This window comes from Pantoea sp. At-9b (assembly GCF_000175935.2).
Taxonomy (GTDB): Bacteria; Pseudomonadota; Gammaproteobacteria; order Enterobacterales; family Enterobacteriaceae; genus Pantoea.
Genome location: NC_014837.1, coordinates 4,115,490 through 4,140,566 on the forward strand (window position 1 = coordinate 4,115,490; position 25,077 = coordinate 4,140,566).

At 58.0% G+C, this 25,077-nt stretch carries 25 protein-coding genes; 7 read left to right on the plus strand and 18 right to left on the minus strand.

Features of this window, described 5'->3' with window-relative positions:
- Nucleotides 1–4 precede the first annotated feature (4 nt).
- From PAT9B_RS19030 to PAT9B_RS19040, 3 genes are all read right to left on the minus strand, one after another.
- Nucleotides 5–901 carry an alpha/beta hydrolase gene (locus tag PAT9B_RS19030; protein ID WP_041526019.1) on the minus strand — a complete coding sequence of 299 codons (897 nt, stop codon included), beginning with the start codon at nt 899–901 and terminating at the stop codon, nt 5–7.
- 173 nt (nt 902–1,074) lie between these two features.
- Complete coding sequence (locus tag PAT9B_RS19035; protein WP_013510900.1) at nt 1,075–1,401, minus strand: enkurin domain-containing protein; 327 nt, start codon at nt 1,399–1,401, stop codon at nt 1,075–1,077.
- A 92-nt stretch (nt 1,402–1,493) separates the two neighbouring features.
- On the minus strand, nt 1,494–2,702 hold the full coding sequence (locus PAT9B_RS19040; RefSeq protein WP_013510901.1) for an MFS transporter: 1,209 nt from the start codon (nt 2,700–2,702) through the stop codon (nt 1,494–1,496).
- Between the two features lie 92 nt (nt 2,703–2,794).
- Here PAT9B_RS19040 and PAT9B_RS19045 point away from each other — a divergent pair, with 92 nt between their 5' ends.
- The gene (locus PAT9B_RS19045) at nt 2,795–3,727 is read left to right on the plus strand and encodes a LysR family transcriptional regulator (RefSeq protein WP_013510902.1); all 933 of its coding nucleotides are present in this window, start codon (nt 2,795–2,797) and stop codon (nt 3,725–3,727) included.
- Between the two features lie 63 nt (nt 3,728–3,790).
- On the opposite strand, the gene PAT9B_RS19050 is transcribed toward PAT9B_RS19045, so the two are convergent.
- From PAT9B_RS19050 to PAT9B_RS19095, 11 genes are all read right to left on the minus strand, one after another.
- On the minus strand, nt 3,791–4,288 hold the full coding sequence (locus PAT9B_RS19050; protein WP_013510903.1) for a TIGR00645 family protein: 498 nt from the start codon (nt 4,286–4,288) through the stop codon (nt 3,791–3,793).
- Nucleotides 4,289–4,342: 54 nt separating this feature from the next.
- A complete protein-coding gene (gene kdpD, locus PAT9B_RS19055; protein ID WP_013510904.1) occupies nt 4,343–7,018 on the minus strand; it encodes a two-component system sensor histidine kinase KdpD in 2,676 nt (891 codons plus the stop codon).
- Between the two features lie 86 nt (nt 7,019–7,104).
- Nucleotides 7,105–7,677, minus strand: a complete 573-nt coding sequence (gene kdpC / locus PAT9B_RS19060; protein ID WP_013510905.1) for a potassium-transporting ATPase subunit KdpC — start codon at nt 7,675–7,677, stop codon at nt 7,105–7,107.
- Between the two features lie 11 nt (nt 7,678–7,688).
- A complete protein-coding gene (gene kdpB / locus PAT9B_RS19065) occupies nt 7,689–9,737 on the minus strand; it encodes a potassium-transporting ATPase subunit KdpB (protein WP_013510906.1) in 2,049 nt (682 codons plus the stop codon).
- A gap of 7 nt (nt 9,738–9,744) precedes the next feature.
- Nucleotides 9,745–11,424 carry a potassium-transporting ATPase subunit KdpA gene (kdpA, locus tag PAT9B_RS19070; protein ID WP_013510907.1) on the minus strand — a complete coding sequence of 560 codons (1,680 nt, stop codon included), beginning with the start codon at nt 11,422–11,424 and terminating at the stop codon, nt 9,745–9,747.
- A complete protein-coding gene (gene kdpF, locus PAT9B_RS29825) occupies nt 11,424–11,513 on the minus strand; it encodes a K(+)-transporting ATPase subunit F (protein ID WP_071783594.1) in 90 nt (29 codons plus the stop codon). The genes kdpA and kdpF overlap by 1 nt, the downstream gene beginning before the upstream one ends.
- Nucleotides 11,514–11,621: 108 nt before the next feature.
- Complete coding sequence (locus tag PAT9B_RS19075; RefSeq protein ID WP_013510908.1) at nt 11,622–12,788, minus strand: HD-GYP domain-containing protein; 1,167 nt, start codon at nt 12,786–12,788, stop codon at nt 11,622–11,624.
- A 119-nt stretch (nt 12,789–12,907) separates the two neighbouring features.
- Nucleotides 12,908–13,237 carry a HigA family addiction module antitoxin gene (locus PAT9B_RS19080; protein WP_013510909.1) on the minus strand — a complete coding sequence of 110 codons (330 nt, stop codon included), beginning with the start codon at nt 13,235–13,237 and terminating at the stop codon, nt 12,908–12,910.
- 37 nt (nt 13,238–13,274) lie between these two features.
- A complete protein-coding gene (locus tag PAT9B_RS19085) occupies nt 13,275–13,583 on the minus strand; it encodes a type II toxin-antitoxin system RelE/ParE family toxin (protein ID WP_013510910.1) in 309 nt (102 codons plus the stop codon).
- Nucleotides 13,584–13,695: 112 nt separating this feature from the next.
- Nucleotides 13,696–14,655 (minus strand): 2-hydroxyacid dehydrogenase, encoded by a 960-nt coding sequence (locus tag PAT9B_RS19090; protein ID WP_013510911.1) that lies wholly within the window; start codon nt 14,653–14,655, stop codon nt 13,696–13,698.
- The gene (locus PAT9B_RS19095) at nt 14,636–16,030 is read right to left on the minus strand and encodes an MFS transporter (protein ID WP_013510912.1); all 1,395 of its coding nucleotides are present in this window, start codon (nt 16,028–16,030) and stop codon (nt 14,636–14,638) included. The genes PAT9B_RS19090 and PAT9B_RS19095 overlap by 20 nt, the downstream gene beginning before the upstream one ends.
- Nucleotides 16,031–16,160: 130 nt before the next feature.
- On the opposite strand from PAT9B_RS19095, the gene PAT9B_RS19100 reads away from it, so the two are divergent.
- On the plus strand, nt 16,161–16,385 hold the full coding sequence (locus PAT9B_RS19100; protein ID WP_013510913.1) for a hypothetical protein: 225 nt from the start codon (nt 16,161–16,163) through the stop codon (nt 16,383–16,385).
- Between the two features lie 79 nt (nt 16,386–16,464).
- Nucleotides 16,465–17,385, plus strand: a complete 921-nt coding sequence (locus PAT9B_RS19105) for a sugar ABC transporter substrate-binding protein (RefSeq protein ID WP_013510914.1) — start codon at nt 16,465–16,467, stop codon at nt 17,383–17,385.
- Nucleotides 17,386–17,428: 43 nt separating this feature from the next.
- Here the strand turns inward: PAT9B_RS19105 and PAT9B_RS19110 are convergent, their stop codons facing one another.
- Complete coding sequence (locus PAT9B_RS19110) at nt 17,429–17,935, minus strand: GNAT family N-acetyltransferase (RefSeq protein WP_013510915.1); 507 nt, start codon at nt 17,933–17,935, stop codon at nt 17,429–17,431.
- Between the two features lie 63 nt (nt 17,936–17,998).
- On the opposite strand from PAT9B_RS19110, the gene PAT9B_RS19115 reads away from it, so the two are divergent.
- Nucleotides 17,999–19,831: an ABC transporter ATP-binding protein gene (locus PAT9B_RS19115; RefSeq protein ID WP_013510916.1), complete on the plus strand. Its 1,833-nt coding sequence runs from the start codon at nt 17,999–18,001 to the stop codon at nt 19,829–19,831.
- Here the strand turns inward: PAT9B_RS19115 and PAT9B_RS19120 are convergent.
- On the minus strand, nt 19,828–20,943 hold the full coding sequence (locus PAT9B_RS19120; RefSeq protein ID WP_013510917.1) for a GNAT family N-acetyltransferase: 1,116 nt from the start codon (nt 20,941–20,943) through the stop codon (nt 19,828–19,830). The genes PAT9B_RS19115 and PAT9B_RS19120 overlap by 4 nt on opposite strands.
- A gap of 213 nt (nt 20,944–21,156) precedes the next feature.
- Here PAT9B_RS19120 and PAT9B_RS19125 point away from each other — a divergent pair, with 213 nt between their 5' ends.
- The 3 genes from PAT9B_RS19125 (at nt 21,157) to PAT9B_RS19135 (ending at nt 23,714) form a co-directional block, all read left to right on the plus strand.
- Nucleotides 21,157–22,056, plus strand: coding sequence for a LysR family transcriptional regulator (locus PAT9B_RS19125; protein ID WP_013510918.1), 900 nt, complete (start codon nt 21,157–21,159; stop codon nt 22,054–22,056).
- 99 nt (nt 22,057–22,155) lie between these two features.
- Entirely contained in the window at nt 22,156–23,097 is a 942-nt protein-coding gene (locus tag PAT9B_RS19130; RefSeq protein ID WP_013510919.1) for a glutathione S-transferase family protein, read from the plus strand.
- An 11-nt stretch (nt 23,098–23,108) separates the two neighbouring features.
- Nucleotides 23,109–23,714 (plus strand): alpha/beta hydrolase, encoded by a 606-nt coding sequence (locus PAT9B_RS19135; RefSeq protein ID WP_013510920.1) that lies wholly within the window; start codon nt 23,109–23,111, stop codon nt 23,712–23,714.
- Here PAT9B_RS19135 and PAT9B_RS19140 read toward each other — a convergent pair.
- Together PAT9B_RS19140 and crcB are read right to left on the minus strand one after the other, a co-directional pair.
- Nucleotides 23,711–24,526, minus strand: a complete 816-nt coding sequence (locus tag PAT9B_RS19140; protein WP_013510921.1) for a sugar phosphate isomerase/epimerase — start codon at nt 24,524–24,526, stop codon at nt 23,711–23,713. The two genes, PAT9B_RS19135 and PAT9B_RS19140, sit on opposite strands and share 4 nt — an antisense overlap.
- Nucleotides 24,527–24,633: 107 nt before the next feature.
- Complete coding sequence (crcB, locus tag PAT9B_RS19145) at nt 24,634–25,011, minus strand: fluoride efflux transporter CrcB (protein ID WP_013510922.1); 378 nt, start codon at nt 25,009–25,011, stop codon at nt 24,634–24,636.
- Nucleotides 25,012–25,077: the final 66 nt, after the last annotated feature.

The window sequence follows — 25,077 nt, forward strand, 5'->3', positions numbered from 1 at the left end:
ACGCTTAACTCAGATGGTCAAGCCAGCGCACATAAGCCTGATCCCACAGTGCCGCTGGCGTCCCCGCCTGACCGAGGCCAAAACCGTGACCACCTTTCGTGAGCTGAATTAATTCGACCGGTACCCGCATGCGACGGCAGGTATCGCGCATTAATTCGGTGTTATGCGGATTGGAGGTGTGGTCATCTTCCGCCTGTGCCAGAAAGGTCGGCGGATAACTGCGGGTGACAAAATTCTGTACCGACCAGTTGGCCTCTTCGGCCGGGGTGGCATTGTTCCCCACCATCATTAAATGGGTGTTGGTGTGTTGGTAAGGCGCTTCGAGGGTGATGACCGGATAGATCAGGCCGACGCTGTCGACTCTCGGCACCACCTGATCCAGCGGGTCCTGCGCCGGGTAGCTATCGAAATCAGGACGTGCCGCCGCCATCCCCAGCAGATGACCACCCGCCGAGAAACCGAGCACATGGACTTTGCGTTCAAACGAACGTACCAGACGGATAGCGCGTTGCGCATCCTGCAACGGGGCCAGATGGCCCGCCTGCCACTTCTCGCCCGGTAAGCGATAGCTCAGCACATAGGCGGTGTAGCCGTTGGCATTCAGCCAACGCGCCACCGGCCAGGCTTCACGCCCCATGCCGATCCATTTATAACCGCCGCCCGCCGCAATCAGCACCGCTTCGCCATTGGGGTTTTCCGGGCGAAAGCGCTGAATGGCTGGTGAAACAATATTGGACCAGGAGCCGTTGGCACTGACCCGGAGCAAACCCGATGGGCCACCGCCGCCGGGCGGATCTTCCGGCCAGAGAGGAATAATGTCATCACGGGCAAACAGCTTGCCTGTGGTCATCGAAAGTACCGTTGCCCCGGTTGCCAGCAAAAGGCGGCGACGCGTTATCATCATGCTGTGAAGCCACTGTCAGGAAAGGGACAGCCTTGAGGCTGTGTCTCGTTATGGTGATGCAAGTCCAATGCCAAACGCTGGCGATTATGTACGCAATCTGTACAAAAAAGCTATAAAAAACGCGCCAAAAATGGCGCGAATTTTAGGGTTATAACGGTCGATAAAAAGATTTAATCTTCTTGCTGAAATTGCGTCATCACCGTCTGTTCACATTGCTGCTGGTTATGACGTAATTGGCTGCGTTCTTCATCGTCCAGTTGCATCCAGCCACTGATCACTTCCTGCGCCATCTCTTCATCAAATTCCGCCTGACCGCTGGCCATTTGCGCCTTCATTTTTGCCACGTAGCTGTCCATGGTTCCGGTGCTTTTTTCACTGCTCACCAGATGGCACAGCTGGCTGGCATAGACGTTTTGTTCCGCGTCTGAGTTGGGGTCCTCCGCCAGCGCACTGGTCGACAGTGCCAGCCCAACGAGGGCGAGCAACCAAACTTTCATAACAGGCTCCTGTAGTTGCCAGAAATTGCGATGCCCCATGTTGCGCACCTGTTGTCATCCATGCAACTAAATTCATCAGGCAACCTGCCACGTCAGTTTTTCAGGTGACGACTCGCCAGACGAATCATCAAACTCAACGCGGCTGCCAGCGTCGAGAGCGCCACCACACCCGTCCAGCCCCAGTGCGCCAACGCCAGGCTACCCAGCGCGGCACCGGTTGCCATGCCGATAAACACCACGGTGAACATCAGGGCGTTCAGGCGGCTACGCGCTTCGGGTGCCAGGCTGTAGACCAGCGTCTGATGCGCCACCAACGTCGCCTGGACACCGAGGTCAAAACCGACGGTACTGATGATGATCAACCCAAGCTGGGCGGATACCGGCAACACCGGCAGCAGGAACATCAGCGCAAAGGACACCATCACCAGCGTGGCACCGTATTGCGTCACCCGCGCCGGACCGATACGGTCGGCAAAGCTGCCCGCCAGTGGGGCCGCCAGTGCACCGGCTGCGCCCGCCAGACCAAAAGCCCCTGCTACCGCGCTATCCAGATGGAAGCGATCGCTCAGCATCAGCGCCAGCGTGGACCAGAAGGCGCTAAAACCAACGGACAGCAAGCCTTGCGCCAGCGCGGCACGGCGCAGTGTCTGGTGGTGTTGCCACAGATGCGCCAGCGACAGCAGCAGACGCGGATAACTCACCGAAGTGCCGGGTTTAAAGCGTGGCAGCACGCGCCACAGGGCGAGACTGATCATCAGTACCGCAGCAGCCGCCACCAGATACATGGTGCGCCAGCCGAAATACTCCGCCACCACGCCACTCACCACTCGGGAGAGCAGGATGCCAACCAGCAACCCGGTCATCACCGTGCCGACGGTTTTCCCCCGGCTGCGTTCTGGTGCCAGCGCCGCCGACGCCGGTACGATATCCTGCGCCACCGTGGCGGTTAAACCGGTAACAAAACTGGCGATCAACAGCGCGTTCAGGCCGCCCGAGAATCCACACAGCAGCAACGCCGCCACCAGCAGCAGACCTTTAATCAGGATGATGGTGCGACGGTCGTGGCGGTCGCCGAGCGGGGCCAGCAGCAGGATACCCAGCGCATAACCCGCTTGCGTCAGCATCGGCACCATACCGACGCTGCCAATGCTGGCGTTAAATTGTTTGCTAATGATATCCAGCATCGGCTGGCTGTAGTAAATCGATGCGACACTCAGACCCGCCCCCGCCGCCAGCGTAAAGACCAGCGGTGTGGGCAGTGATTCAGTGATCTGTTCAGATGATTGCGTCATGGCAGACATAATAGTTTCCCCCGTGAAAGTGCGCTTATTAAAGCGCGTCACAGCCATACGCGGTAGACTGATGAAAAGCAAAACCGTTATACGTGATACGTATGAGCAATCTTTCCAGTGTTGATCGCATCGAACTGATGCAAACCTTTATCCGTATCGTGGAGAGCGGTTCACTGTCGGCCGCCGCCGCGCAACTCGGCACTACCCAGCCGACCATCAGCCGCCGTTTGCAGGCACTGGAGCAGCGGCTGGGGCTAAAGCTGATTCTGCGTACTACCCACGCGCTGAAACTTACCGATGACGGCGAGCGCTGCTATCAGCAGGCACGTCAGCTGCTTGCCACCTGGTATGCGCTGGAGGATGAGTTGACCGGTGCCAGCGATGACCCGGTGGGCACGCTGCGTGTGCGTGCGCCACATGCGTTTGGCCAGGATCAGTTGGTCGCGCCACTGGTGGATTATCTGCAACGTTATCCGCGCCTGAATGTGGAGTGGATGCTGAACGACCGCACACCCGACTTTGTCGCCGAAAACGTCGACTGCGCGATTCAGGTCGGCGCACCGACCGATCCTTCGGTGGTGGCGATTCTGCTGGCGGAAGTGCCGCGGTTTGTGGTGGCGGCCCCGTCGCTGCTGGCCGCGCATCCACCGGTTATGGCCGTTGAGCAACTGCCGAATCTACCGTGGCTGGCATTAACCAGTTTTTACCACGGTGAGATTGCGCTCCAACGCCTGAGCGACGGGCATCCGGTGAATCTGGCGATCAGCCCACGCCTTGCCAGTGACAGCCTGTACGCGGTGCGCAAAGCTGCGCTGGCGGGGATGGGAGCCGCTGTGGTGTCGTCATGGGTGGTGCAGGAGGATTTGGCACGCGGTGATTTGATTCAGTTGGTGCCAGAATGGCAGGCTCCGCCGTTACCGGTGTGGCTGACCTACCCGTGGGCCAGCTACTACCCGGCCAGATTGCAGAAGTTTTTTGCCATGATTCGTGAAGTGATGCCGCAGTTAGCGGGGACACAACCGGCTAAAAAATAAAATAAAAACCCGCAGCGGCGCGATGTCTGAAAAAGACGCGCGATACATCGCGCCGCTACGCAATTATTTCTTTTCTGCCTTCGACATATTGTCCAGATAACCCATCACAAACGCCGACAGCACAAAGGTCAGGTGGATAATCACAAACCACATCAGTTTGTCATTGGCTACGTTGCGCGCCTCCATAAACACCCGTAGCAGGTGAATGGAAGAAATCGCCACAATCGACGCGGCCACTTTATTCTTCAGCGAGCCAGAGTCCATCTTACCCAACCAGCTCAGCTTCTCCTTGTGCTCGGCGATATCCAGTTTAGAGACAAAGTTCTCATAGCCCGACAGCATCACCATCACCAGCAGGCCACCCACCAGCGTCATATCCACCAGCGACAGCAGCAGCAGAATCAGATCGTTTTCCCCGATGCTGAGGATGTCAGGCAGCAGGTGAAAAATCTCCTGGAAAAACTTAATGGTGAGCGCCAGCAATCCCAGTGAAAGTCCGATGTAAACCGGTGCCAGCAACCAGCGCGATGCATACATCAGGTTCTCGGTAAAACGTTCCATAATTTCCCATTAATCAACCGACAAGCTGGCGATTATAACCGAACAAATGTGAAGTTATTTCAGCCCGTCTTCAGAAATTTCAGGGGCCGGGGGCAGCGGCAGGGAGAGTCGGAACGACGCGCCGCCTTCAGCCCGGTTCTCCGCCCAGATCCGTCCGCCGTGGGATTCCACAATGGTTTTGCAAATCGCCAGCCCCAGACCCACGCCCGGCACCGCAGATTCCTTATCGCCACGGGTAAACTTATCGAAGATGCGCGTCAGCGCATCCGGCGCAATGCCCGGACCGCTATCCCAAATAGCAATTTCCAGTCGGGCGTTTTCACGCCAGGCGTGGATACCGTGCTGCGCCGCGTTGCCGGCGTATTTCAGGCTGTTTTCGATGATATTGGTGAACACCCGTTCCAGCATGCTGCTGTCGCCTTTGATCAGTACCAGCTCGGCGGGCAAATCGAGGGTAAAATCATGGCCTTTCAGCGACGGTCCCATGCTGCTCAACGCCCCACCAATCACCTCATCCAGCGCCACCCACTCTTCGCGCAAATTCAGCCCGCCAGACTGAATACGCGCCATATCCAGCATGTTGCTGACCAACCGGATGGTGCTCAGTGTCTGCTCGCGGATCTGATTGGCCTGCGCGACATATTTCGACTGCTCGCTGGCGAGGTCGAGCATCAGCATTTCCGCCTGACCGAATAACACCGTGAGCGGAGTGCGCAGGTCATGCGACAACGCCGACAGCAGCGCGTTACGCAGCTGCTCGCGCTCCGCCGCCAGGCGCGAAGCGGCTTCACTTTGCGACAGCGCCATCCGTTCCAGCGCGTTGGCAATCAATACGGTGAAGGTTTCCACCAGCCGCTGCTGTTCCGGGATCATCAGCTGCCGTAAATTCTCTGGTTCCACCACCAGCAGACCACGACAGTGGTTGCCGCTTTTCAGCGGCAGAATCTGGTACGGCACCGCCGGTAAGGTATCGGTGCCCGCCCCGGCTGGCTGGCCTTTGCTGTAGCTCCACTTGGCGATGGCGAGGTCCGGGGGCGTGCCCATGCTGCTCTCGCCCACGGCCCGCAGTTCGCCCTGCTCATCCGGCAGTAGCAACAGGCTGCGCGCCTGAAGCGTCACCTCTATCACTCGCTGGCTGGTGCTGGCGATATCCTGCGGTGTCAGCGCGCTGCCAAGCGATTTCGCCATCTCGTACAGATGACGCGCCCGCTGCTCACGATACCGCGCCACCCGCGCCTGATAACGCACCCCAGCCGTCAGGTTGCCGACAATCACCCCGACAGCCAGCATCACCGCGAACGTCACCAGATATTGCAGGTCCGACACCGCCACCGTGCCGGTGGGTGCCACGAAGAACAGGTCAAAGGCGAGGATATTGATCACCGTGGCGAACACCGACGGCCAGCGGCCAAAGCGCAACGCGACAATCACCACCGCCAACAGATAAATCATCACGCCATTGGCCGGATCAAATTCCACCAGCAACCAACGACCGGCGGCGGTGACCAGAATACAGAGCACCAGCGCCATCAGGCAGCCACGCAGTTGCATGCGCCATTTTTCCGCGCTGGCGCGCTGGCCATTCATCAGTGAAGGGGCATCGCGTACTGGCTCATCCAGCGCCACCACCAACAAATCGAGGTCCGGCCCCAGTTCGCCGAGACGCTGGGCAAAACTGTCGCGCCGCCAGCGCCGCTGTGGCTGGCGACCGGTGACGATCTTGCCGAGGTTATGTTCACGGGCGTAGCGCAGCACGGCGCGCGCTTCGTCGGGGTCGGACAGCGTGGCAGTTTCCGCCCCCAGCTCCTGTGCCAGTTGCAGCGTGCGTAAAATGGCACGGCGACGTGCTTCCGGCAGGCGATTCAGACGCGGCGTTTCCACGTACACCGCATGCCATTCACTGCCAAGGCGGGCCGCCAGCCGTGCGGCGGTGCGTACCAGCTTTTCGCTGCCGGTATCATCGCCAATGCACAGCAGGATGGCATCACGCGTATGCCACACCTTGTCACGCCCCTGCTGATCGCGCCAGGCGCGCATCTGGTCATCAACACGGTCAGCGGTGCGGCGCAGCGCCAGTTCACGCAGGGCAAACAGGTTACCTTTACGGAAGAAGTTTTCGATGGCGCGTTCGGCACGATCGCCAACGTAGACCTTCCCCTCCTTCAACCGCTGCCGCAGATCATCGGGCGGCAGATCCACCAACACCACTTCATCAGCGGCATCGAAAAAGGGATCGGGTACGGTTTCGCGCACCTGAATGCCGGTGACGCCACCGACCACATCGTTCAGGCTTTCCAGATGCTGCACGTTGACGGTGGTGATCACATCGATACCGGCGTCGAGCAACTCTTCAATATCCTGCCAGCGCTTCGGATGGCGTGAACCCTGCACGTTGGTATGCGCCAGTTCATCCATCAGGATCACCGCCGGATGGCGCGCCAGCGCCGCATCCAGATCGAACTCCGCGTGACGTGAACGGCCCGTCGCCCGACGTGGCAAAACCGCCAGCCCCTGTAACAGGGCGGCGGTTTCATCACGGCCATGGGTTTCGACCACCCCCGCCAGCACATCCAGTCCCTGGGCGCGCAGACGCTGCGCCTCCTGAAGCATGGCGTAGGTTTTCCCCACCCCGGCACAGGCTCCGAAGTAGATTTTGAGTTTGCCGCGATGGCTGTCGCTGTGGTTCAGCAGCAGCGCATCGGGGTCCGGGCGCGGCAGTTCGTCGTTCATGTTCAATCCATTAGCTGCAAACGCGTAGCGGCGCGATTTATCGCGCGAGTTTTAAAAGGCGCGCGATAAATCGCGCCGCTACGGTGTTAGTTGTTTAACGCATCCAGTGCCATATTCAACCGCAGCACATTCACCGTCTCTTCACCGGTAAAAGGCAGTAACGGACGTTCAGTATGGCGGGTAATCAAGGCTTCAACCTCCTGCAACGGCATCTGGCGCGCCGCCGCAATACGCGGTGCCTGCCACAATGCCGCCTGCGGTGAGATATCCGGATCGAGGCCGCTGGCCGACGCAGTCACCAGCTCTACCGGTACTGCCGTCGGAGCCTGTGGGTTGGCCGCGCGCAGCGCCGCAACGCGCTCCGCCACCGCCTTATCCAGCGCCGGGTTGTTGCCTGCCAGATTGCTGCCGCTGGAAGCCAGAGGATTATAGGCGCTGTCGCCGGTGGCCGATGGACGGCCCCAAAAATGACCGGACTGGCTGAATGCCTGACCAATCATGGCAGAACCCCGCACCGCGCCATTCTGCTCCAGCAGCGAACCATTGGCCTGCGCCGGGAACCACCATTGCGCCAGACCGGTGGTGAGCAATGGATACATGCCACCGGTGATGACCGTCAGCAGTACTAACAATACAATAGCCGGACGTAACTGACTCATTTCTCTTCTCCTTACGCCAGACCCAACAAGGTCAGCAGCACATCAATCGCTTTGATGCCGATAAACGGCACCACCAGCCCACCCACCCCGTAAATCCACAGGTTGCGCCGCAGCAACGCGGCGGCACTCAGCGGACGGTAGCTCACGCCTTTCAGCGCCAGCGGGATCAGGAACACAATCACCAGCGCGTTAAAAATCACCGCCGACAAAATCGCGGAGTTGGGGGAGTGCAGCTGCATCACGTTCAGCATGTTGAGCTGCGGATAGGTGGCGGCAAACGCTGCCGGGATGATGGCGAAGTATTTCGCCACATCGTTGGCGATACTGAAGGTGGTCAGCGAACCACGCGTCATCAGCATCTGTTTACCGATATGCACCACTTCCAACAGCTTGGTCGGGTTGGAGTCGAGATCGACCATATTTCCCGCCTCTTTTGCCGCCTGGGTGCCGGAGTTCATCGCCACCGCCACGTCGGCCTGCGCCAGCGCCGGAGCATCGTTAGTGCCATCGCCGGTCATCGCCACCAGTCGCCCTTCCGCCTGATACTGGCGGATCAGCGCCAGCTTGGCTTCCGGGGTCGCTTCCGAGAGGAAATCATCCACACCCGCTTCTGCCGCAATCGCAGCGGCGGTTAATGGGTTATCGCCGGTGATCATCACGGTTTTGATCCCCATTTTGCGCAGCTCGGCAAAACGCTCTTTGATGCCACCTTTAACGATATCTTTCAGCGCCACCACGCCCAGCACCTGAGCACCTTCCGCCACCACCAACGGCGTGCCACCGGCACGCGCCACCTCTTCCACCGCCGCATTCACCTCAGCCGGGAAGCGGCCATTGCTGGCTTCAATGTGGCGACGCACCGCATCCACCGCCCCTTTGCGGATCAGGCGATCCTGCACATTCACGCCACTCATCCGTGTTTGCGCCGAGAACGGGATAAAGCTGGCACCCATGCTGCTGAGATCGCGCTCACGCAGATTAAATTTCTGCTTCGCCAGCACCACGATACTGCGCCCTTCCGGTGTCTCATCCGCCAACGAGGCGAGCTGCGCCGCATCGGCCAATTGCTGTTCGCTGACGCCGGGAGCAGGCAGGAACTGCGTCGCCTGACGGTTGCCCAAGGTGATGGTGCCGGTTTTGTCCAGCATCAACACATCCACGTCGCCCGCCGCTTCTACCGCACGGCCACTGGTGGCGATCACATTCGCGCCGAGCATGCGGCTCATCCCCGCCACGCCAATCGCCGACAACAAACCACCAATGGTGGTGGGGATCAGACATACTAGCAGCGCCACCAACCCCGTGACACTGACCGGGGTTCCGCCCCAGGCGGAGAACGGCCACAGGGTCACGGTCGCCAGCAGGAACACGATGGTGAGCGACACCAACAGAATGGTCAGCGCGATTTCGTTCGGGGTTTTACGGCGTTTAGCGCCTTCCACCATAGCGATCATGCGATCAAGGAAGGTTTCCCCCGGATTGACGCTGCACTGAATGACCAGCCAGTCAGAAAGAATGCGCGTACCGCCGGTCACCGAGGCGAAGTCACCGCCGGACTCACGGATCACCGGGGCCGATTCGCCGGTAATGGCGCTTTCGTCCACTGACGCGCCCCCTTCCAGCACTTCGCCATCGCACGGAATAATGTCACCCGCTTCCACCAGCACCACATCGCCTTTGCGCAGGCTATCCGCCGAGGCGTTTTTCCACGCGGCTCCGTAATGCGGCTCCGCCAGCTTTTTCGCATCGACGCTTTTTTTCACCCCTTTCAGGCTGTTGGCCTGCGCTTTGCTGCGCCCTTCTGCCAGCGCTTCTGCGAAGTTGGCAAACAGCACGGTAAACCACAACCAGATGGCAACCCCGGCGGTAAAACCGGCGCTACCGTTCAATTGCCCTGCGGCCATGCCGATCGCAAGCACGCTGGTGAGCACGCTACCGAGCCACACCAGAAACATCACCGGGTTACGAAACTGGACGCGTGGATCGAGTTTTTTCACCGCATCCAGCATCGCGACACGCGTCAGCCGCGCATCAAACAGGGCCAGTTGTTGACGACTCATGATTCCGTTATCCCTGAATTAATTGCAGATGTTCCGCCACCGGACCGAGCGCCAGTGCGGGGATGAAAGTCAGCGCGCCCACCAGCAACACGGTGCCAATCAGCAGAGCGACAAACAGCGGGCCGTGCGTCGGCAGCGTACCGTTACCCACCGGTTGCACTTTTTTCACCGCCAGCGAACCGGCAATGGCCATCACCGGGATGATGATGCCGAAGCGACCGACGAACATGCAGACCGCCAGCAGCAGGTTCCAGAACGGCGTGTTGGCGCTTAACCCGGCAAAGGCACTGCCGTTGTTATTGGCGGCCGAGGAGACGGCGTACAGCACCTCACTGAAGCCGTGGGTACCCGGGTTAGCCATGCCCGCTCGCCCCGCTTCGGTCATCATCGCCAGCGCAGTGCCGAGCAGTACCAGCGTCGGCGTCACCAGAATCGCCAGCGCGGTCATCTTCATCTCCCACACATCGATTTTTTTGCCGAGGAATTCCGGGGTGCGCCCAATCATCAGGCCCGCGATAAATACCGCCAGCAGCACGAACAACAACATGCCGTACAGCCCGGCGCCGACGCCGCCGAACACCACTTCGCCCAACTGCATCAACCACATCGGCACCATGCCACCCAGCGCGGTCAGCGAGTCATGCATCGCATTCACCGCACCACAGGAGGCTGCCGTGGTGATCACCGCAAACATGCTGGAGTTGAGAATGCCAAAGCGCGTCTCTTTGCCTTCCATGTTGATGGCGCTGTCTGCGCCGAGCGTCAGAAAGTGCGGATTGCCGCGCAGCTCAGCCCACATCACCGTGACCACCGCCAGTACAAACATCAGCGTCATCGCCCACAGCAACATATGGCCCTGACGACGATCGCCCACCTGCTGGCCGAACGCGAAGCACAGCGCCGCCGGAATCAGGAAGATACTCAGCATCTGCACGAAGTTAGTCAGCGCATTAGGGTTTTCAAACGGGTGTGCCGAGTTGGCATTGAAGAAACCGCCACCGTTGGTGCCGAGCATTTTGATCGCTTCCTGCGATGCCACCGGACCGAGCGGCAAGGTTTGCTGCGCCCCTTCCAGCGTCGTGAGGACATGGTAAGGCTCAAAGGTCTGGATGCTGCCCTGACTGACGAAGAACAGCGCCATCAGCAGGCTGATGGGCAACAACAGGTAGACGGTGATACGCGTCAGATCGCGCCAGGCGTTACCCAATGTCGCCAGCGAGCGGTTGGCAAAACCACGGATCAGCGCAAACGCCACCGCGATACCGGTGGCAGCCGACAGGAAGTTTTGCACCGTTAATCCCGCCATCTGGCTGAAGTAACTCAGGGAGCTTTCGCCGCTGTAAGCCTGCCAGTTGGTGTTGGTGACGAAGCTGATGGCGGTGTTCAGCGCCAAATCCCAGCTCAGCCCCGGCAAGTGCTGCGGATTGAGCGGCAATGCGCCCTGCATCATCAGCATCACCAGCAACAACACAACACCCAGCGCGTTGAACAGCAGGATCGCCAGCAGGTAATGCGGCCAGCGCATCGCATCGCCGTCCACCCCCGCCAGCCGCCACAGCGCACGCTCGGTGCGCGGCAGCAGCGGTTTGTCGGCAATCATCAGCGCCAGAAAGCGTCCAAGCGGCTGTGCCAGCACCATCAGCACCAGCAGGAACACCGCAATCAGCAGAAATGCATTGGCAGCCATCAGAATGCCTCCGCATTAAGCAGGGCATAAAACAGATAGCCCAGTAATAAAAACACCAGCACGATGCCGGTTATCACGCCCACACTCACAGCGACCTCCAGAGGATTTGGTTGTGCTGCAAGCATGCGCGTGGCGGTATAAAGAAGAGGTAAAAAGGCAGTTGGCGGGCGTAAAAAAAGTATAAAAATGGTCGGAAATCAGGCGCTTTCCAGCGCCCAGATACGATTGAGATCGATGTTTTGCCACATGCTGCTGTCTTCAGCACCGGTGATGCTGTCGGTGCAAAAACTGTCGCCGAGATCGAGTTCTTCAGGTTTGATTTCCCGCTGTGCATGCAGCGACCAGAAAACATGCACTTTCGGCTTCAGCAACGACTGTTCCCCCGCCTGTACCACCAATGCCACACGTCCGGAGGCCAGCCGCACCAGCGATCCCACCGGATAGATGCCAATGGAACGCACGAAGGTTTGCAGTAATTTGGTGTCGAAGTGGCCGCGCCAGCTCAGCATATTGTGCATCGCTTCAGCCGGGGTCCAGCCTTTACGGTAGGGGCGATCGGAGGTGACGGCATCGTACACGTCACATACCGCCGCCATACGCGAAAAAAGGCTGATCTCTTCCCCTTTCAGGCCATGTGGATAGCCGCTGCCATCCAGCTTTTCATGATGATGCAAGGTAATATCCAGCAAATCCTCATCCGCGTCGGCTTCCATCAGCATTTGCGCGCCAACAATCGGATGCTGGCGCATAATCGCCATCTCTTCCGGGGTGAGCCTGCCGGGTTTGTTGAGAATTTCCAGCGGCACGGCAGCTTTGCCAACATCATGCAGCAAACCGCCCATGCCGACACGGCGCTGCTGTTGTTCATCCAGCCCGAGTTTTTTACCCAGCGAAATCATCAGACCACACACCGCCATCGAGTGCAGATAGGTGTAATCGTCATGGTTTTTCAGGCGCGCCATGCTGAGCAATGCGGTAGGTTCACGCGTCAGCGATCCGGCGATTTCGTCCACCAGATTAAGGGTATAGTTGAGGTCAAGACTCTGCCCAAGGCGCGCTTCGTTGAACATCGCCAACACCTGGGGTTTCCCCTCGGTAAAGATCGCCTGCGCCTGGTCAATCTCATGAAAAAACGGCGTTTGCGGAATCTCTTTTTTCGGTTCCGGTGGCTTCTGCGGTGCCTGCACCGATTTATCAACATCGATCCAGACTTCAAGGATCCCTTCATTGCGGATCCAGGCGATCTGGCGTTTTTCAGTGATCAGCATCTGGTTGCGAATGCGTTTGTCTTTGATCCACCACACCTCCAGTTTGTGGACAAACATCCCCGGCCGCAGTTCGTCAACGGTTATCAGCTTTATCACGATATCTCTCCTTAATATCAGTGGATGGTAGAGAGATATCGGCAGCTGAACAAAATATCTTCAGGCGGTTTTGTGCGATCTGCGGGATGGCGCGATAAATCGCGCCGCTACGGGAAGTATCACGCCACCTGATGGTGTTGGCTGAGGAAGGTTCCCAGTTTGGTGACACGACTCAGTTCTTCCTGCGTGCGGGCGTCGTTTTCCACTTCCCAGCGATCAAGATGGCGTTGCAGATCCAGCCAGAAATCTACCGATGTGGCAAAAACGATTGCAAGGCGATAGGCCATTTCTGTCGTCAATTTACGATTGTTATTCACTAACGCACTCACGGTATTGCGGTGCACATTAAGCATGACCGCCAAGTCATTCACTTTCAGGTTCAGGGGTTCGAGAAACTCGTACTGAAGTACATCACCGACGCTGGTCGGCTTACGCATTGCCTGTTTCATAGCATTCTTCTCATTGCAGTCGGACCGAAATCAGAGACTATCGATGATATTTATAACGATGTGGATCGAGATAGAGATGCCGAGCCTTGCCCTCATCCCACTGAAAAATGAGGCGGTATTGCCCGTTAACTCTTATCGATGAATACCTCTGCAAAGGAGGTTGCAGCATCTCCAAACGATTACCAGGTGGTGCACGTAAATCCTGATAGTTTTTAGCCGCATTGATGATGTCGAGTTTGCGCGCCAGCGCAGACTCAATATTGGCGGGTATACATTTGTGTGGCGTGCCATACACAAAAAATGATTGAAGCCAGTCATCCCTGAAATTCTCAATTGAACCCGCCATGTTGCTCCCTGCGCATAATCAGCCTGCACAGAAATTTATTGCACTCATGCACTGTGCTCAAGTGCAATAATTAACATCATAGCGGATTGTCGAGATGTATTCCAGATATCTGTCAAACCACCCTGGTCAGCACCGCTTCGCCCTGGGCAAAGGCCAGCAGGTTTTCAAACACCAAGTCCGCCATCGCCGCCATCGTCTCCTCGGTACTGCTGGCGAGGTGCGGGGTGATGACCACATCATCGCGCTGACGCAGTGCCTCGGGCACGGCGGGTTCCTGTTCAAACACGTCCAGCCCGGCACCGGCGATTTCACCGGCTTGCAGCGCAGCGATCAGCGCTTGTTCATCCACCACGCTGCCGCGCGCGATGTTGATGAGAAAGCCTTTAGGCCCGAGCGCGCGCAGTACCTCAGCATTCACCAAATGATGGGTGGCTGCCCCGCCTGGCAGCGTCAACACCAGAAAATCAGCTCGCTGCGCCAGTGATAACAATGAGTCATGGCGGAGGTAAGGCACATCCGGGCGCGAACGCGGGTTGTAGTAATGAATATCCATATCAAAGGCTTGGGCGCGTTTCGCCAGTTCTTTGCCAATGCCGCCCAGGCCAACAATGCCGCACACCTTGCCCCCCACTTTGGTGGTGAGCGGATAACGCCCCTGGCTCGGCCATTGTCCTGATCGTGTGTAGCGATCCGCCGCGCTGATCCGACGGGCGACATCCAGCAGCAGCGCCATGCCGGTATCGGCGACGCAGGCGTTGAGGACGCCAGGCGTGTTGGTCACCACAATACCACGGGCTTTGGCTGCTGCGGTATCGATGGCGTCATAGCCCACGCCGTTGCTGCAAATCACCTTCAGGTTGGGCAGTTGGTCCATCAATGCAGCGCTGGCACCCATCAATGCGTTGCCGCTGGTGACCAGCGCATCGATTTCTGCGCCGTGTTGCGCCAGCCAGGCGGCCTGATCGTCCTGCTGCCATAAGCGGTAAGTGGTAAACTGCGCGTCCAGGTTGTCCTGCAAGCGTGCCGGCAGTAACGGACCTTTCATCAATACCTTAAACTGCGTTGATGCCATCTTCTTTCCCCTGTTTTTCATACGATGTGACGCCAGATTCCTGCTCCTCGCCGACACGTTCGATCGGCCCCATCACCAGCCAGAACAGCAAAGCCGCGACCACGCAATGTGCGCCGACAAACACCAGGCCGATGCTGTAGCTACCGGTGACACCCACAATGATGCCGAACAGCAGCGGAGTGAGAAAACCGGCGATATTGCCGATGCCGTTGAAGATCGAACCGGCCAGGCCCACCGCTTCTTTCGGCGCGGTATCGCTGACCACCGTCCAGGTACCCGCACCGGCGGCAACCCCTTTACCAAAGAAGGCGAAGGACATGATGGCGATAATCCCGGCATTGCTCGGGATCACCGCCGCCAGAATCAACGTTGCCGCCATCAGCATGCCGACGATATACGGGGTTTTACGCGCCCAGGAGATGCTCCAGCCACGTGCCAGCAACTTATCCGAGATGTAGCCCCCGCTGATGCCGCCAGCAAAACCAAACAACGCCGGCGCAATGGTGGCAAACCCGGCATCAAGAATGTTCATCCCGCGCGCCTGTACCAGGTAAATCGGGAACCAGGTGATAAAAAAGTAGCTCAGCGCGATGATGCAGTACTGGCCGATATACGCGCACCACAACATGCGGTTACTGAGCAGCTTCTTGAACATCGCTTTGCTCAGCGCCGGACGGGCTTTGAGTGTCTGGGCAGCATCGATATCCACCAGCGCGCCGCCATCGACGATATGGCGCAGTTCGGTTTCCGACACTTGCGGATGGTGTTTCGGACTGCGCATATACCCCGTCCAGACCAGCACGGCCAGCACGCCGATGCCACCCAGCACAAAGAACGGCCACTCCCAGCCATAGCGCGACACCAGCCAGCCGGAGAGCGGCGAAAAGATCGCGACCGCAAAGTATTGCGCCGAACTAAATAACGAGGATGCCCGCCCACGTTCGGCGCTGGGGAACCACATGATCACCACGCGCGCATTGGCCGGAAAACTGGGTGCCTCAATCAGCCCAAGGATAAAACGCAGCGCAAACATCAACGCCAGCGCTGCCGTCATGCCGCTGGAAAACTCACCGACAAACCCCATCGCAATGGTGGCAAGCGACCAGAGAGCCAGCGTCACGCCATAGACCTTTTTGGTGCCGAAGCGATCGAGGAACAAACCACCGGGAATCTGGCCGATCACATAGGCCCAGCTAAAGGCGGAGAGGATCAACCCCAACTGGATCGCCGAAAGCCCGAACTCTTCTTTGATCGCCGAGCCGGAGATCGACAGGATCGAGCGGTCAGCGTAGGCCACCACGGAAAGAAACAGGATCAGCATCAGGATCCAGATACGGACATGGCTGGTGCGCCCAGCGATTTTTTGGTGTGACATAGGGTGAATTCCTTAATCAGAGGAGCCTCCTGCTCTGGATGATGTGTTCAGGAATACCGCTTAATTTTCCCTGTTGAGAAAATATAAAGAGCCGGGCATGGCGTGGTCATTGTGCGGATGAGGGAATTGCATGGGAAATTTCACCCCTGTTTTGGCGTATGCCACAAAGCAAGGTGCGATGCTGCACAGAACCCTAAATCTCTCGCCAGCAAACACCGGGAGTGTGCGCCAGGTCGAAGAAAATTCTTTGAGCCGCAACTATGTGCAGGCTAAGGATTCAGCCGCCGACGGCAAAATGTGCGCGCATCAGCAGAATATGTATTTACCCGTTGTCAGCATCGCTGCCGCTTCGTAGTCTGCAAATGGTTTCATTTATCCATTCTTAATATCAATGAAACTTTCATTCTAATAACAACCTCACCCTGGAGTCCGCGATGAAAACCATCAAGGCGATCGTGTTAGTTGGTCTGTTGTGCAGCTCTGCCTCCGCGCTGGCGGAAAAAATCGGCGTATCAATGGCCTATTTCGATCAAAATTTCCTGACCATTATTCGTCATGCCATTGATAAAGAAGCCAAAGCGCGCGGGCTGGGGGTGCAGTTTGAAGATGCACGCGGTGATGTCGGTCGTCAGACCGATCAGGTGCAGAGTTTTATCAGCGCCGGTGTCGATGCCATCATCGTCGATCCGGTGGATTCCGCCAGCACCCCGGCCCTGACCAAAATGGCGCAACAGGCAAAAATCCCGCTGGTTTACGTCAACCGCTCACCGGGCGATAAAACCTTGCCGCCTGGCGTGGTGTTTGTCGGCTCCGATGAACGCGAATCAGGCACCTTGCAGATGGAAGCGCTGGCGAAGATGGCAAATTATAAAGGCAAGGTGGCGATCATGATCGGCAACCTGACCGATGCCGGAGCCCTGCAACGAACCAAAGATGTCGAGCAGGTGGTGGCGAAGTATCCGGGCATGAAGGTAGTGCTGAAGCAGACCGCGAACTACGCGCGCAACGAAGGCATGGATTTGATGCTGAACTGGCTGACCAACGGCGAAGAGATCGATATCGTGGCGGCGAACAATGACGAGATGGCGATTGGTGCCACCATGGCGCTGGCCCAGGCAAAAACTGGCAAAAAGATTTTGGTGGGCGGGATCGATGCCACGCCGGACGGCCTGAAAGCGCTGGCGGCCGGAACCTTGCAGGTTACGGTTTTCCAGGATGCGATTGGTCAGGGCAAAACGTCGGTCGATGTGGCGCAGAAACTGATCAAGGGTGAAAAACTGGATTCACACGTCTGGATTCCGTTTGAACTGGTGACCAAAGAGAATATGCAGCACTACGTCGAGAAAAGTGAGTAACGGCACGCGCCGTTACCCGCCATACCCTCAGCAAGGGCGCAATTTATTGCGCCCACTCTGCCCGCAGCACCGACATCACCACGATATCGTGGTACTCGCCATTGCGCAGGCAGGCTTTACGCCGCACCCCTTCGTGCTGAAAACCGAGACGTTGATAGAGGCGCAGCGCGCGCTGGTTATCGTGAAACGCCTCCAGCTCGATACGCTGCACACCCAGCCAGTTAAAGGCGTAATCCATGCCGGTACGGATCAGTTTTTCGCCAATGCCGCGCCCACTGAAGGCCGGATCAACGCTGATGCCAAAGCTGATACCGTGGCGAGTCCGTGGCCGATGATCCACAAACAGCGTCAGCTCCCCCACCAGGTTACCGTCGATTTCCGCCACAAAGGCGATAAAGCCCTCTGCCTCCATTTTCTCGAATTTTTTCTCCCAGGTGACAACACTGGGAAAGGGCAACTGCGTGGTCCATTGGTAGACTGCTGGCTGGCTGTACAACCGTTGGTACGCGGCCGCATCGCGCGGTTCACGGCCACGGATAAGCAAATCCATATCGCTATTCTCCTGAAAATTACACTAAGCTGAATGATTCAATGAGACGGAAAGAGTGACGCTATGCTGTATCGCCGTTTTGAACGTTTTATCAATATTTTCCAGGATGCACCAACAGATTCACCCCCTTCCACTGTCTGGCCGTTTTATCTCTACTATCTGCGCCAGGTTTGGCCAAGTTTTGTCGCCCTGCTGATTGTCGGACTGGTGCAGGCGCTGATTGAAGTGGCGCTGTTCAGCTATCTCAGCCGCATTATCGACCTGGTGAACCACTCAACCCCGGCCACGCTGTTTACTGATAACTGGCCGATTTTGCTGTGGATGGCGGTGGTGGCGCTGATTTTCCGGCCCATCGTGATTGCCTTGCATGATCTGCTGGTGCATCAAAGTATCAGCCCCAGCATGACCAGCCTGATCCGCTGGCAAAATCACAACTACGTGCTGCGGCAGAGCCTGAATTTCTTCCAGAACGATTTTGCTGGCCGCATCGCACAACGCATCATGCAAACCGGCAACTCATTGCGTGATTCGGCGGTGCAACTGGTGGATGCCATCTGGCACGTGCTGATTTACGCCGTCACCTCGCTGGTGCTGTTTGCCGAAGCCGACTGGCGGCTGATGATCCCACTTATCATCTGGCTGGTCGCCTATAGTCTGTCGCTGCGTTTCTTCGTACCCCGCGTGAAACAGCGCTCGGTGGTGTCTTCCGAGGCACGTTCGAAGCTGATGGGCACCATTGTCGATGGCTATACCAATATCGCCACCATTAAGCTGTTCGCCCATAACGATCTGGAAAAACGTTATGCACGCGAAGCGATTCAGGAGCAAACCGACAAAACCCAGCACGCCAGTCGCATGGTCACCAGCATGGATATCACGCTGTCGACGCTGAACGGCCTGTTAATTGTCAGCACCTCTGGCCTGGCGCTGTGGTTATGGAGCCAGTCGTTGATTAGCGTCGGCGCGATTGCGCTGGCAACCGGCCTGGTGATTCGCCTGGTCAACATGTCGGGCTGGATCATGTGGGTGGTAAACGGCATCTTCGAAAATATCGGCATGGTGCAGGATGGTCTGAATACCATCTCCCAGCCGCTCAGCGTGCAGGATGCCCCTGCCGCGCAGAAGATGCAGGTGACGCGCGGCCAAATCCGTTTCGAAGATGTGCGCTTCGATTACGGTGGCGGTCGCCAGGTGATCAATCGCCTCAACCTCAATATCAAGCCGGGGGAGAAAATTGGCTTGATTGGCCCGTCCGGTGCGGGCAAATCGACGATGGTGAATTTGCTGCTGCGGCTGTATGACCTGAACGGTGGCCGCATCCTGATTGACGACCAAAACATCGCCAACGTCACCCAGGAAAGCCTGCGTGGTCAGATTGGCATGATCACTCAGGACACCTCGTTGCTGCACCGTTCGATTCGCGAAAACCTGTTGTATGGCCGCCCGGATGCCACCGAAGCGGAGCTGATGCAGGCGATTCGCCGCGCGCGCGCCGACGAGTTTATTCCGCTGCTGTCTGACCCACAGGGGCGCACCGGGCTGGATGCGCACGTCGGTGAGCGCGGCGTGAAGCTGTCGGGTGGCCAACGTCAGCGTATCGCCATCGCCCGCGTGCTGCTGAAAGACGCACCGATTCTGATCATGGATGAGGCCACCTCGGCACTGGATTCAGAAGTCGAAGCGGCGATTCAGGAGAGCCTGGAAACGCTGATGCAGGGCAAAACGGTGATTGCCATCGCCCACCGCCTCTCCACCATTGCCAAAATGGATCGCCTGGTGGTGCTGGAGCAGGGGCAAATCGTCGAGATGGGTAACCACCGCGAGCTGCTGGCGCACAACGGTTTGTACGCGCGCCTGTGGCAGCATCAGACCGGGGGTTTTGTCGGCGTGGATTAATCGCCGCGTCGATACGGCAGGGCGTCGCGCGCCTCCGCTTCCCAGGCGCGGATCCCTGCCCGCTCCTGTTGCAGAAAATCGCCCACCGCCGCCCGTAGCCCCGGATGGCTGAGATAGTGCCACGAATGGGTGATCTGCGGTTCGAAGCCACGCACCAGTTTGTGCTCGCCCTGCGCACCCGCATCAAAGCGCGCGATGCCCTCGGCCATCGCGTAATCCATCCCCTGGTAGAAACAGGTTTCGAAGTGCAGCCGATCAAACTCCGCCAGGCAACCCCAGTAGCGGCCATACAAGGTGGTGCCATCTACCAGACAGAAGGCCATCGCCGCCTGTTGCCGTTGTAGCGAGGCGATGCACACCCGGATACTGTGTGGCATCCGTTCGGCCAGCAGGCTGAAGAACTCGCGTGTCAGATAGGGCCGCTGGCCGCGCACCGCATAGGTATTGGCGTAGCAGGTGTAAATAAAGTCCCACTGATCTTCACGCAGCTGATCGCCGCGATACCAGTCAAAAGCAAAACCGTTGCTGGCTACCTGTTCGCGTTCTTTACGCAGCTGTTTACGTTTCCGCGACATCAGGGTGTCGAGGAAATCCTGGAAATCCCGGTAGCCCCGATTGTGCCAGTGATACTGAATGCCGAGACGCGCCAGCCAGTCCGGTGCCTGTTCGAGCATGGCATTGGCGTGCGGTGTGGTGAAGTTGATATGGGCGCTGCTCAGGCCGTGCTGATGCAGGTAATCCGGTAATTGCGCGAGTAATGGCGCAGCATCACCCAACAGGCGCGCGCCAGTCACCGGGCTGAACGGAATCGCGCCCAGCCATTTGGGATAATAAGGGATACCCGCCCGCTGGCAGGCATCCGCCCAGGCGTGATCGAACACATATTCGCCCCACGAATTACGTTTGCGATAGCCCGGCAGCGCCGCACGCACCTCGCCCCGCTCGCGCCAAATGAGGTGATCCGGCTGCCAGCCGCTTTCCGGCCGCACGCTGCCGCTCTCTTCCAGCGTGAGCAGAAAAGCGTGGCGTAAAAACGGTTGATCGTCAGGTAACAATGCATCCCACGCGGCGGCGCTAATCTCCGCCAGCGATGACAGGTGAAGCAAAGACATCCACGGCTCCCGGCCTGATAAAAGCGAACCTGTAGTCAAACAGGTTTTGTCGCCGGGGGAAAGGTGCAGCGCACCGAATGCGAACTTAAACCAGAGCGCTGTGTCGGAAAAAAGCGCGCGATAAATCGCGCCGCTACGATCAGGCAGATTTTTGTAGCGGCGTGATTTATCGCGCGTTATATACTCCGCTTTTGTTTGCCATCAGGAAGCGCCATGGATCGTCTTGATTGTGACCGGATGTTTGTTGCCGTGCTGGAAGTCGGCAGCTTCGCCGGTGCCGCCGCGCGGCTTGGCACCAGCAGCGGCCAGGCGTCAAAACTGGTATCCAGACTCGAGCAGGAGCTGGGCGTACAGCTGTTTAAACGCAGCACGCGCGCGCTATCACCTACCGAAGTGGGTCGCGCTTATTACGAACGGGTAAAAAGCCTGCTGGAAGCCTTCGACACCCTCGATGCCACGGTGCGCGAAAGCGCCACGACCCCAACCGGACGGCTGAAGATCAGCGCCCCCGGCACCTTTGGCACCGCCGTGCTTGCCCGCGTGCTGGTGGAGTTTGCCCGCACCTATCCGCAAATCGAACTGGACGTGAATTTCTCCGATCGGGCGGTGAATATCGTCGATGAAGGGTTTGATATGGCGATTCGCATCGGCAAGCTGGATGACAGCAGCCTGATCGCCCGCCGTCTCGGTGATGTGGCGGTGCGCGTGGCGGCTTCGCCCGGCTATCTCCAGCAACACGGCACGCCGCAGCACTGGCGCGATCTGGCTGCGCACCAATGTATCAGCGACACCAATTTCCGCGATCCCTGGCACTGGCCGTTCATCACCCCCTGCGGTGATAGCGTCAATATGCCGATTCGCGGCCGCCTGTGTTTCTCCAATACTGAAGCCTGTTTACAGGCCGCGCTGGCCGGGCTGGGTATCGCGCGCTTACCGGGCTTTATTGCCGCACCCGCACTGCAACGCGGTGAGATCGTGTCGCTGCTGGATGCCTTCGCCACCCCGCCGCTTGGCCTGTTTGCGCTTTATCCCCCTGCCCGCCATCTGGCGCAGAAAACCCGTCTGCTGATCGACTTCCTCGCCGAGCATTTCCGCCATTCTCCACCGGGCTGATTCCTTCCATTTTGGAAGCAATGAAAGCCATTTTGCCCGGATTATCACCCCTCCGGCAGCGGGTTAAGCTAACCAACATCACCACAGAGGAGCAGAGCGATGTTGGTAAACGGTAAGTGGAGCGCAGAGTGGCATCCGGTACAGGCCACCGATAAACAGGGCGGCTTTGTCCGTCAGACATCGAGTTTTCGCCATTGGATCACCTGCGATGGTTCCAGCGAGTTTGCTGCCGAGCCGGATCGCTATCACCTCTATGTGGCGCTGATTTGCCCGTGGGCCTCGCGTACCCTGATTGCCCGCAACCTGAAAGGGCTGGAGCAGGTGATCAGCGTGTCGGTGGTGGAACCACAACTGGGCGACCAGGGCTGGCATTTCGGTGATTATCCTGGTGCCGATCGCGATACCCTGAATAATGCTGAGTATCTGCATGAACTCTATACCCGCGCCGCCGCCGATTTCACCGGTCGTGCCACCGTGCCGGTGCTGTGGGATAAAAAGACCGGGACCATCGTGAATAACGAATCCGCCGATATCCTGCGCATGCTGAACAGCGGTTTTGGCGATCTCGCCGATAACAGCATCGATCTGTACCCGCAGGATCTGCGCAGCGAGATCGATGCGATCAATGAATCGATCTATCCCCGTCTGAATAACGGCGTGTATCGCACCGGTTTCGCCACCACGCAAATCAGCTATCAGCAGGCGTTTCAGGATGTCTTTAGCCAGTTGGATGAGCTGGAGGAGCGCCTGAGCGATGGCCGCACCTTCTTGTTGGGCGAGCAGCTGACCGAAGCCGATATTCGCCTGTTTGTGACGCTGATCCGCTTTGACGCGGCTTACCATGGCCTGTTCAAATGCAACCTGCGCCGCTTGCGCGACTATCCGCTACTCAATCGCTACCTGAAGAGTATGCTGTCGGTGTCCGGCGTGCGCCAGACAGTGAATATCGACCATATCAAGCAGGGCTACTATTCCATCAAAGCACTGAACCCAAATGGTATCGTGCCGGCTGGCCCGGATATGGCGGAATACGGTTTTTAAGGAGCGGTAAGATGGCAAAAGCGTTAGTGATTTTTCTGCACGGCGTCGGCAGCAATGGTGACGATTTGGCGGTGCTCGGCCAGCATTGGGCCAGCCTGCTGCCGGATGTGGCGTTCGCCTCACCGAATGCCCCTTATCCGTTTGAACACGGTATGGGTTATCAATGGTTTAGCCTGAACGGCGTCACCGTGGAAAACCGTCCGGCACGCGTGCGCGAAGCACGTGCCGCGTTTGACGCCACGCTGCAACAATTGATGGCACAGCATGGCTTTGCCGATGCCTGGGATAACGTGATTCTGGTGGGCTTCTCGCAGGGGTCGATTATGGCGCTGGATGCCCTGGCCTCGGGCCGTCATCCGCTGGCGGGTGTGGTCGCGTTCTCTGGCCGTCTGGCCTTTGATGGCCCCTTAACGCCGCAGCCACTGACGCCTGCGCTGCTGATCCACGGCCATGCTGACGGCGTGATTCCGTGGACCGAAAGCGAATCTGCCGCGCTGCGTCTGAAAAGCGCGGGTGTGACGCTGGAAACACGCTTTGAACCAGCCACCGGGCACACCATTTCGTCGCAGGGCGCGATGCAGGCGGCCGCCTTTATCGCGCAATGTTTACAGGATTAAGGCCAGTAGCGATTGAGCGCGGTCCAGGCCTGTTGCGCCGCCACTGCCGGTGGCTGCGCTTTTAACGCATCGTTAAACACTTCAATGCCGACCGGCCCGTTGTAACCGGCGCTTTTCAACTTATCGACAAAACGCTCGACTTCGATGATGCCGTCACCGGGCAATAAACGCTGGTGACGTGCAATATCGATAATCGCGTCGTTATTCTGCGGCGGCAGCGCGGCCATATCACACAGCTGCACTTCATAGATGCGATCGGCGGGAATACCGTCCAGTTGCGAAGCATCGCCGCCCCGCGCACAGATGTGGAACAGATCGACCACCAAACCAATGTTCGGTTGATCTAGCCGTTGCAGCCTCTCCCATGCCAACGGCAGGGTGTTATCGACGCTGCACCACGCCATTGGCTCATACATGATGCGCATTTTGTAGCGCGCCGCTTCCGACGCCATCCACTGCAAATCCTCATCGATACGTTCTGCGAGGCAATCTTCACGCGTGGTCGCCGGTGCCTGGATGGTGTCGCAGCCCAGCGCCTGGGCGACCTGAATAAACTGACGCAGTTCTTCACGCTTCTGCTGGCGTTCACGATCTGGCGCACCGGTAAAATCGCGTAACACCTGCAAGTTGGTAAACGAAAGCTGCTGCTGAGCGGCCAATTGTGCCAGCGCCAGAGTGCCCTGCGCGCTGGCCTGAACATCTTCACGCCAGATTTCAACCTGATCAAAGCCCGCTGCGTGCGCTGCACGCAATTTCTCTTCAGGCTCACCGTTTAACAACACCAGGTTAAGGAATTTGGGGTGACTACTCATCAACGTGCTCCTTAATCGTCCGGATAAATCGGTGACACGTTCTGTGCGTCACACGCACAGAACTCTGACCAGTATCTACCTCTTAAAGGTTATTTCAAGCGCTCCGTTTAGCCCAGCAGGTTGACCACGGCGAAACCGGCAAAGGTCATCAGCACTGAGCCAACCACATGCACCAGCACACTCGACATCGCCCACAGATATTTACCGGATTGCAGCATCACCATGATTTCCGCTGAAAATGCGGAGAAGGTCGTCAGACCGCCGCAGAAACCGGTGATAATCAGTAATTTCCAGGCAGGATCGAGTTGGGGATTTTTCAGCAGCCACGCCATCGCGCCACCAATGATAAAACCACCGATCAGGTTCACCATGAGGGTGCCTGGCGGCAGGTTGGGGAACAGGGCGTTAAAGCGGACAGAAATCAGCCAGCGCAGCGTACAGCCCACGGCACCACCCAGCACAACGGCCAGTAAAGACTTCAACATAAATGTGTAGCTCCTGATGTTTAAAACGCGCAGGGCCGCGGCAGGACAGAAAAACGCCTGACACAC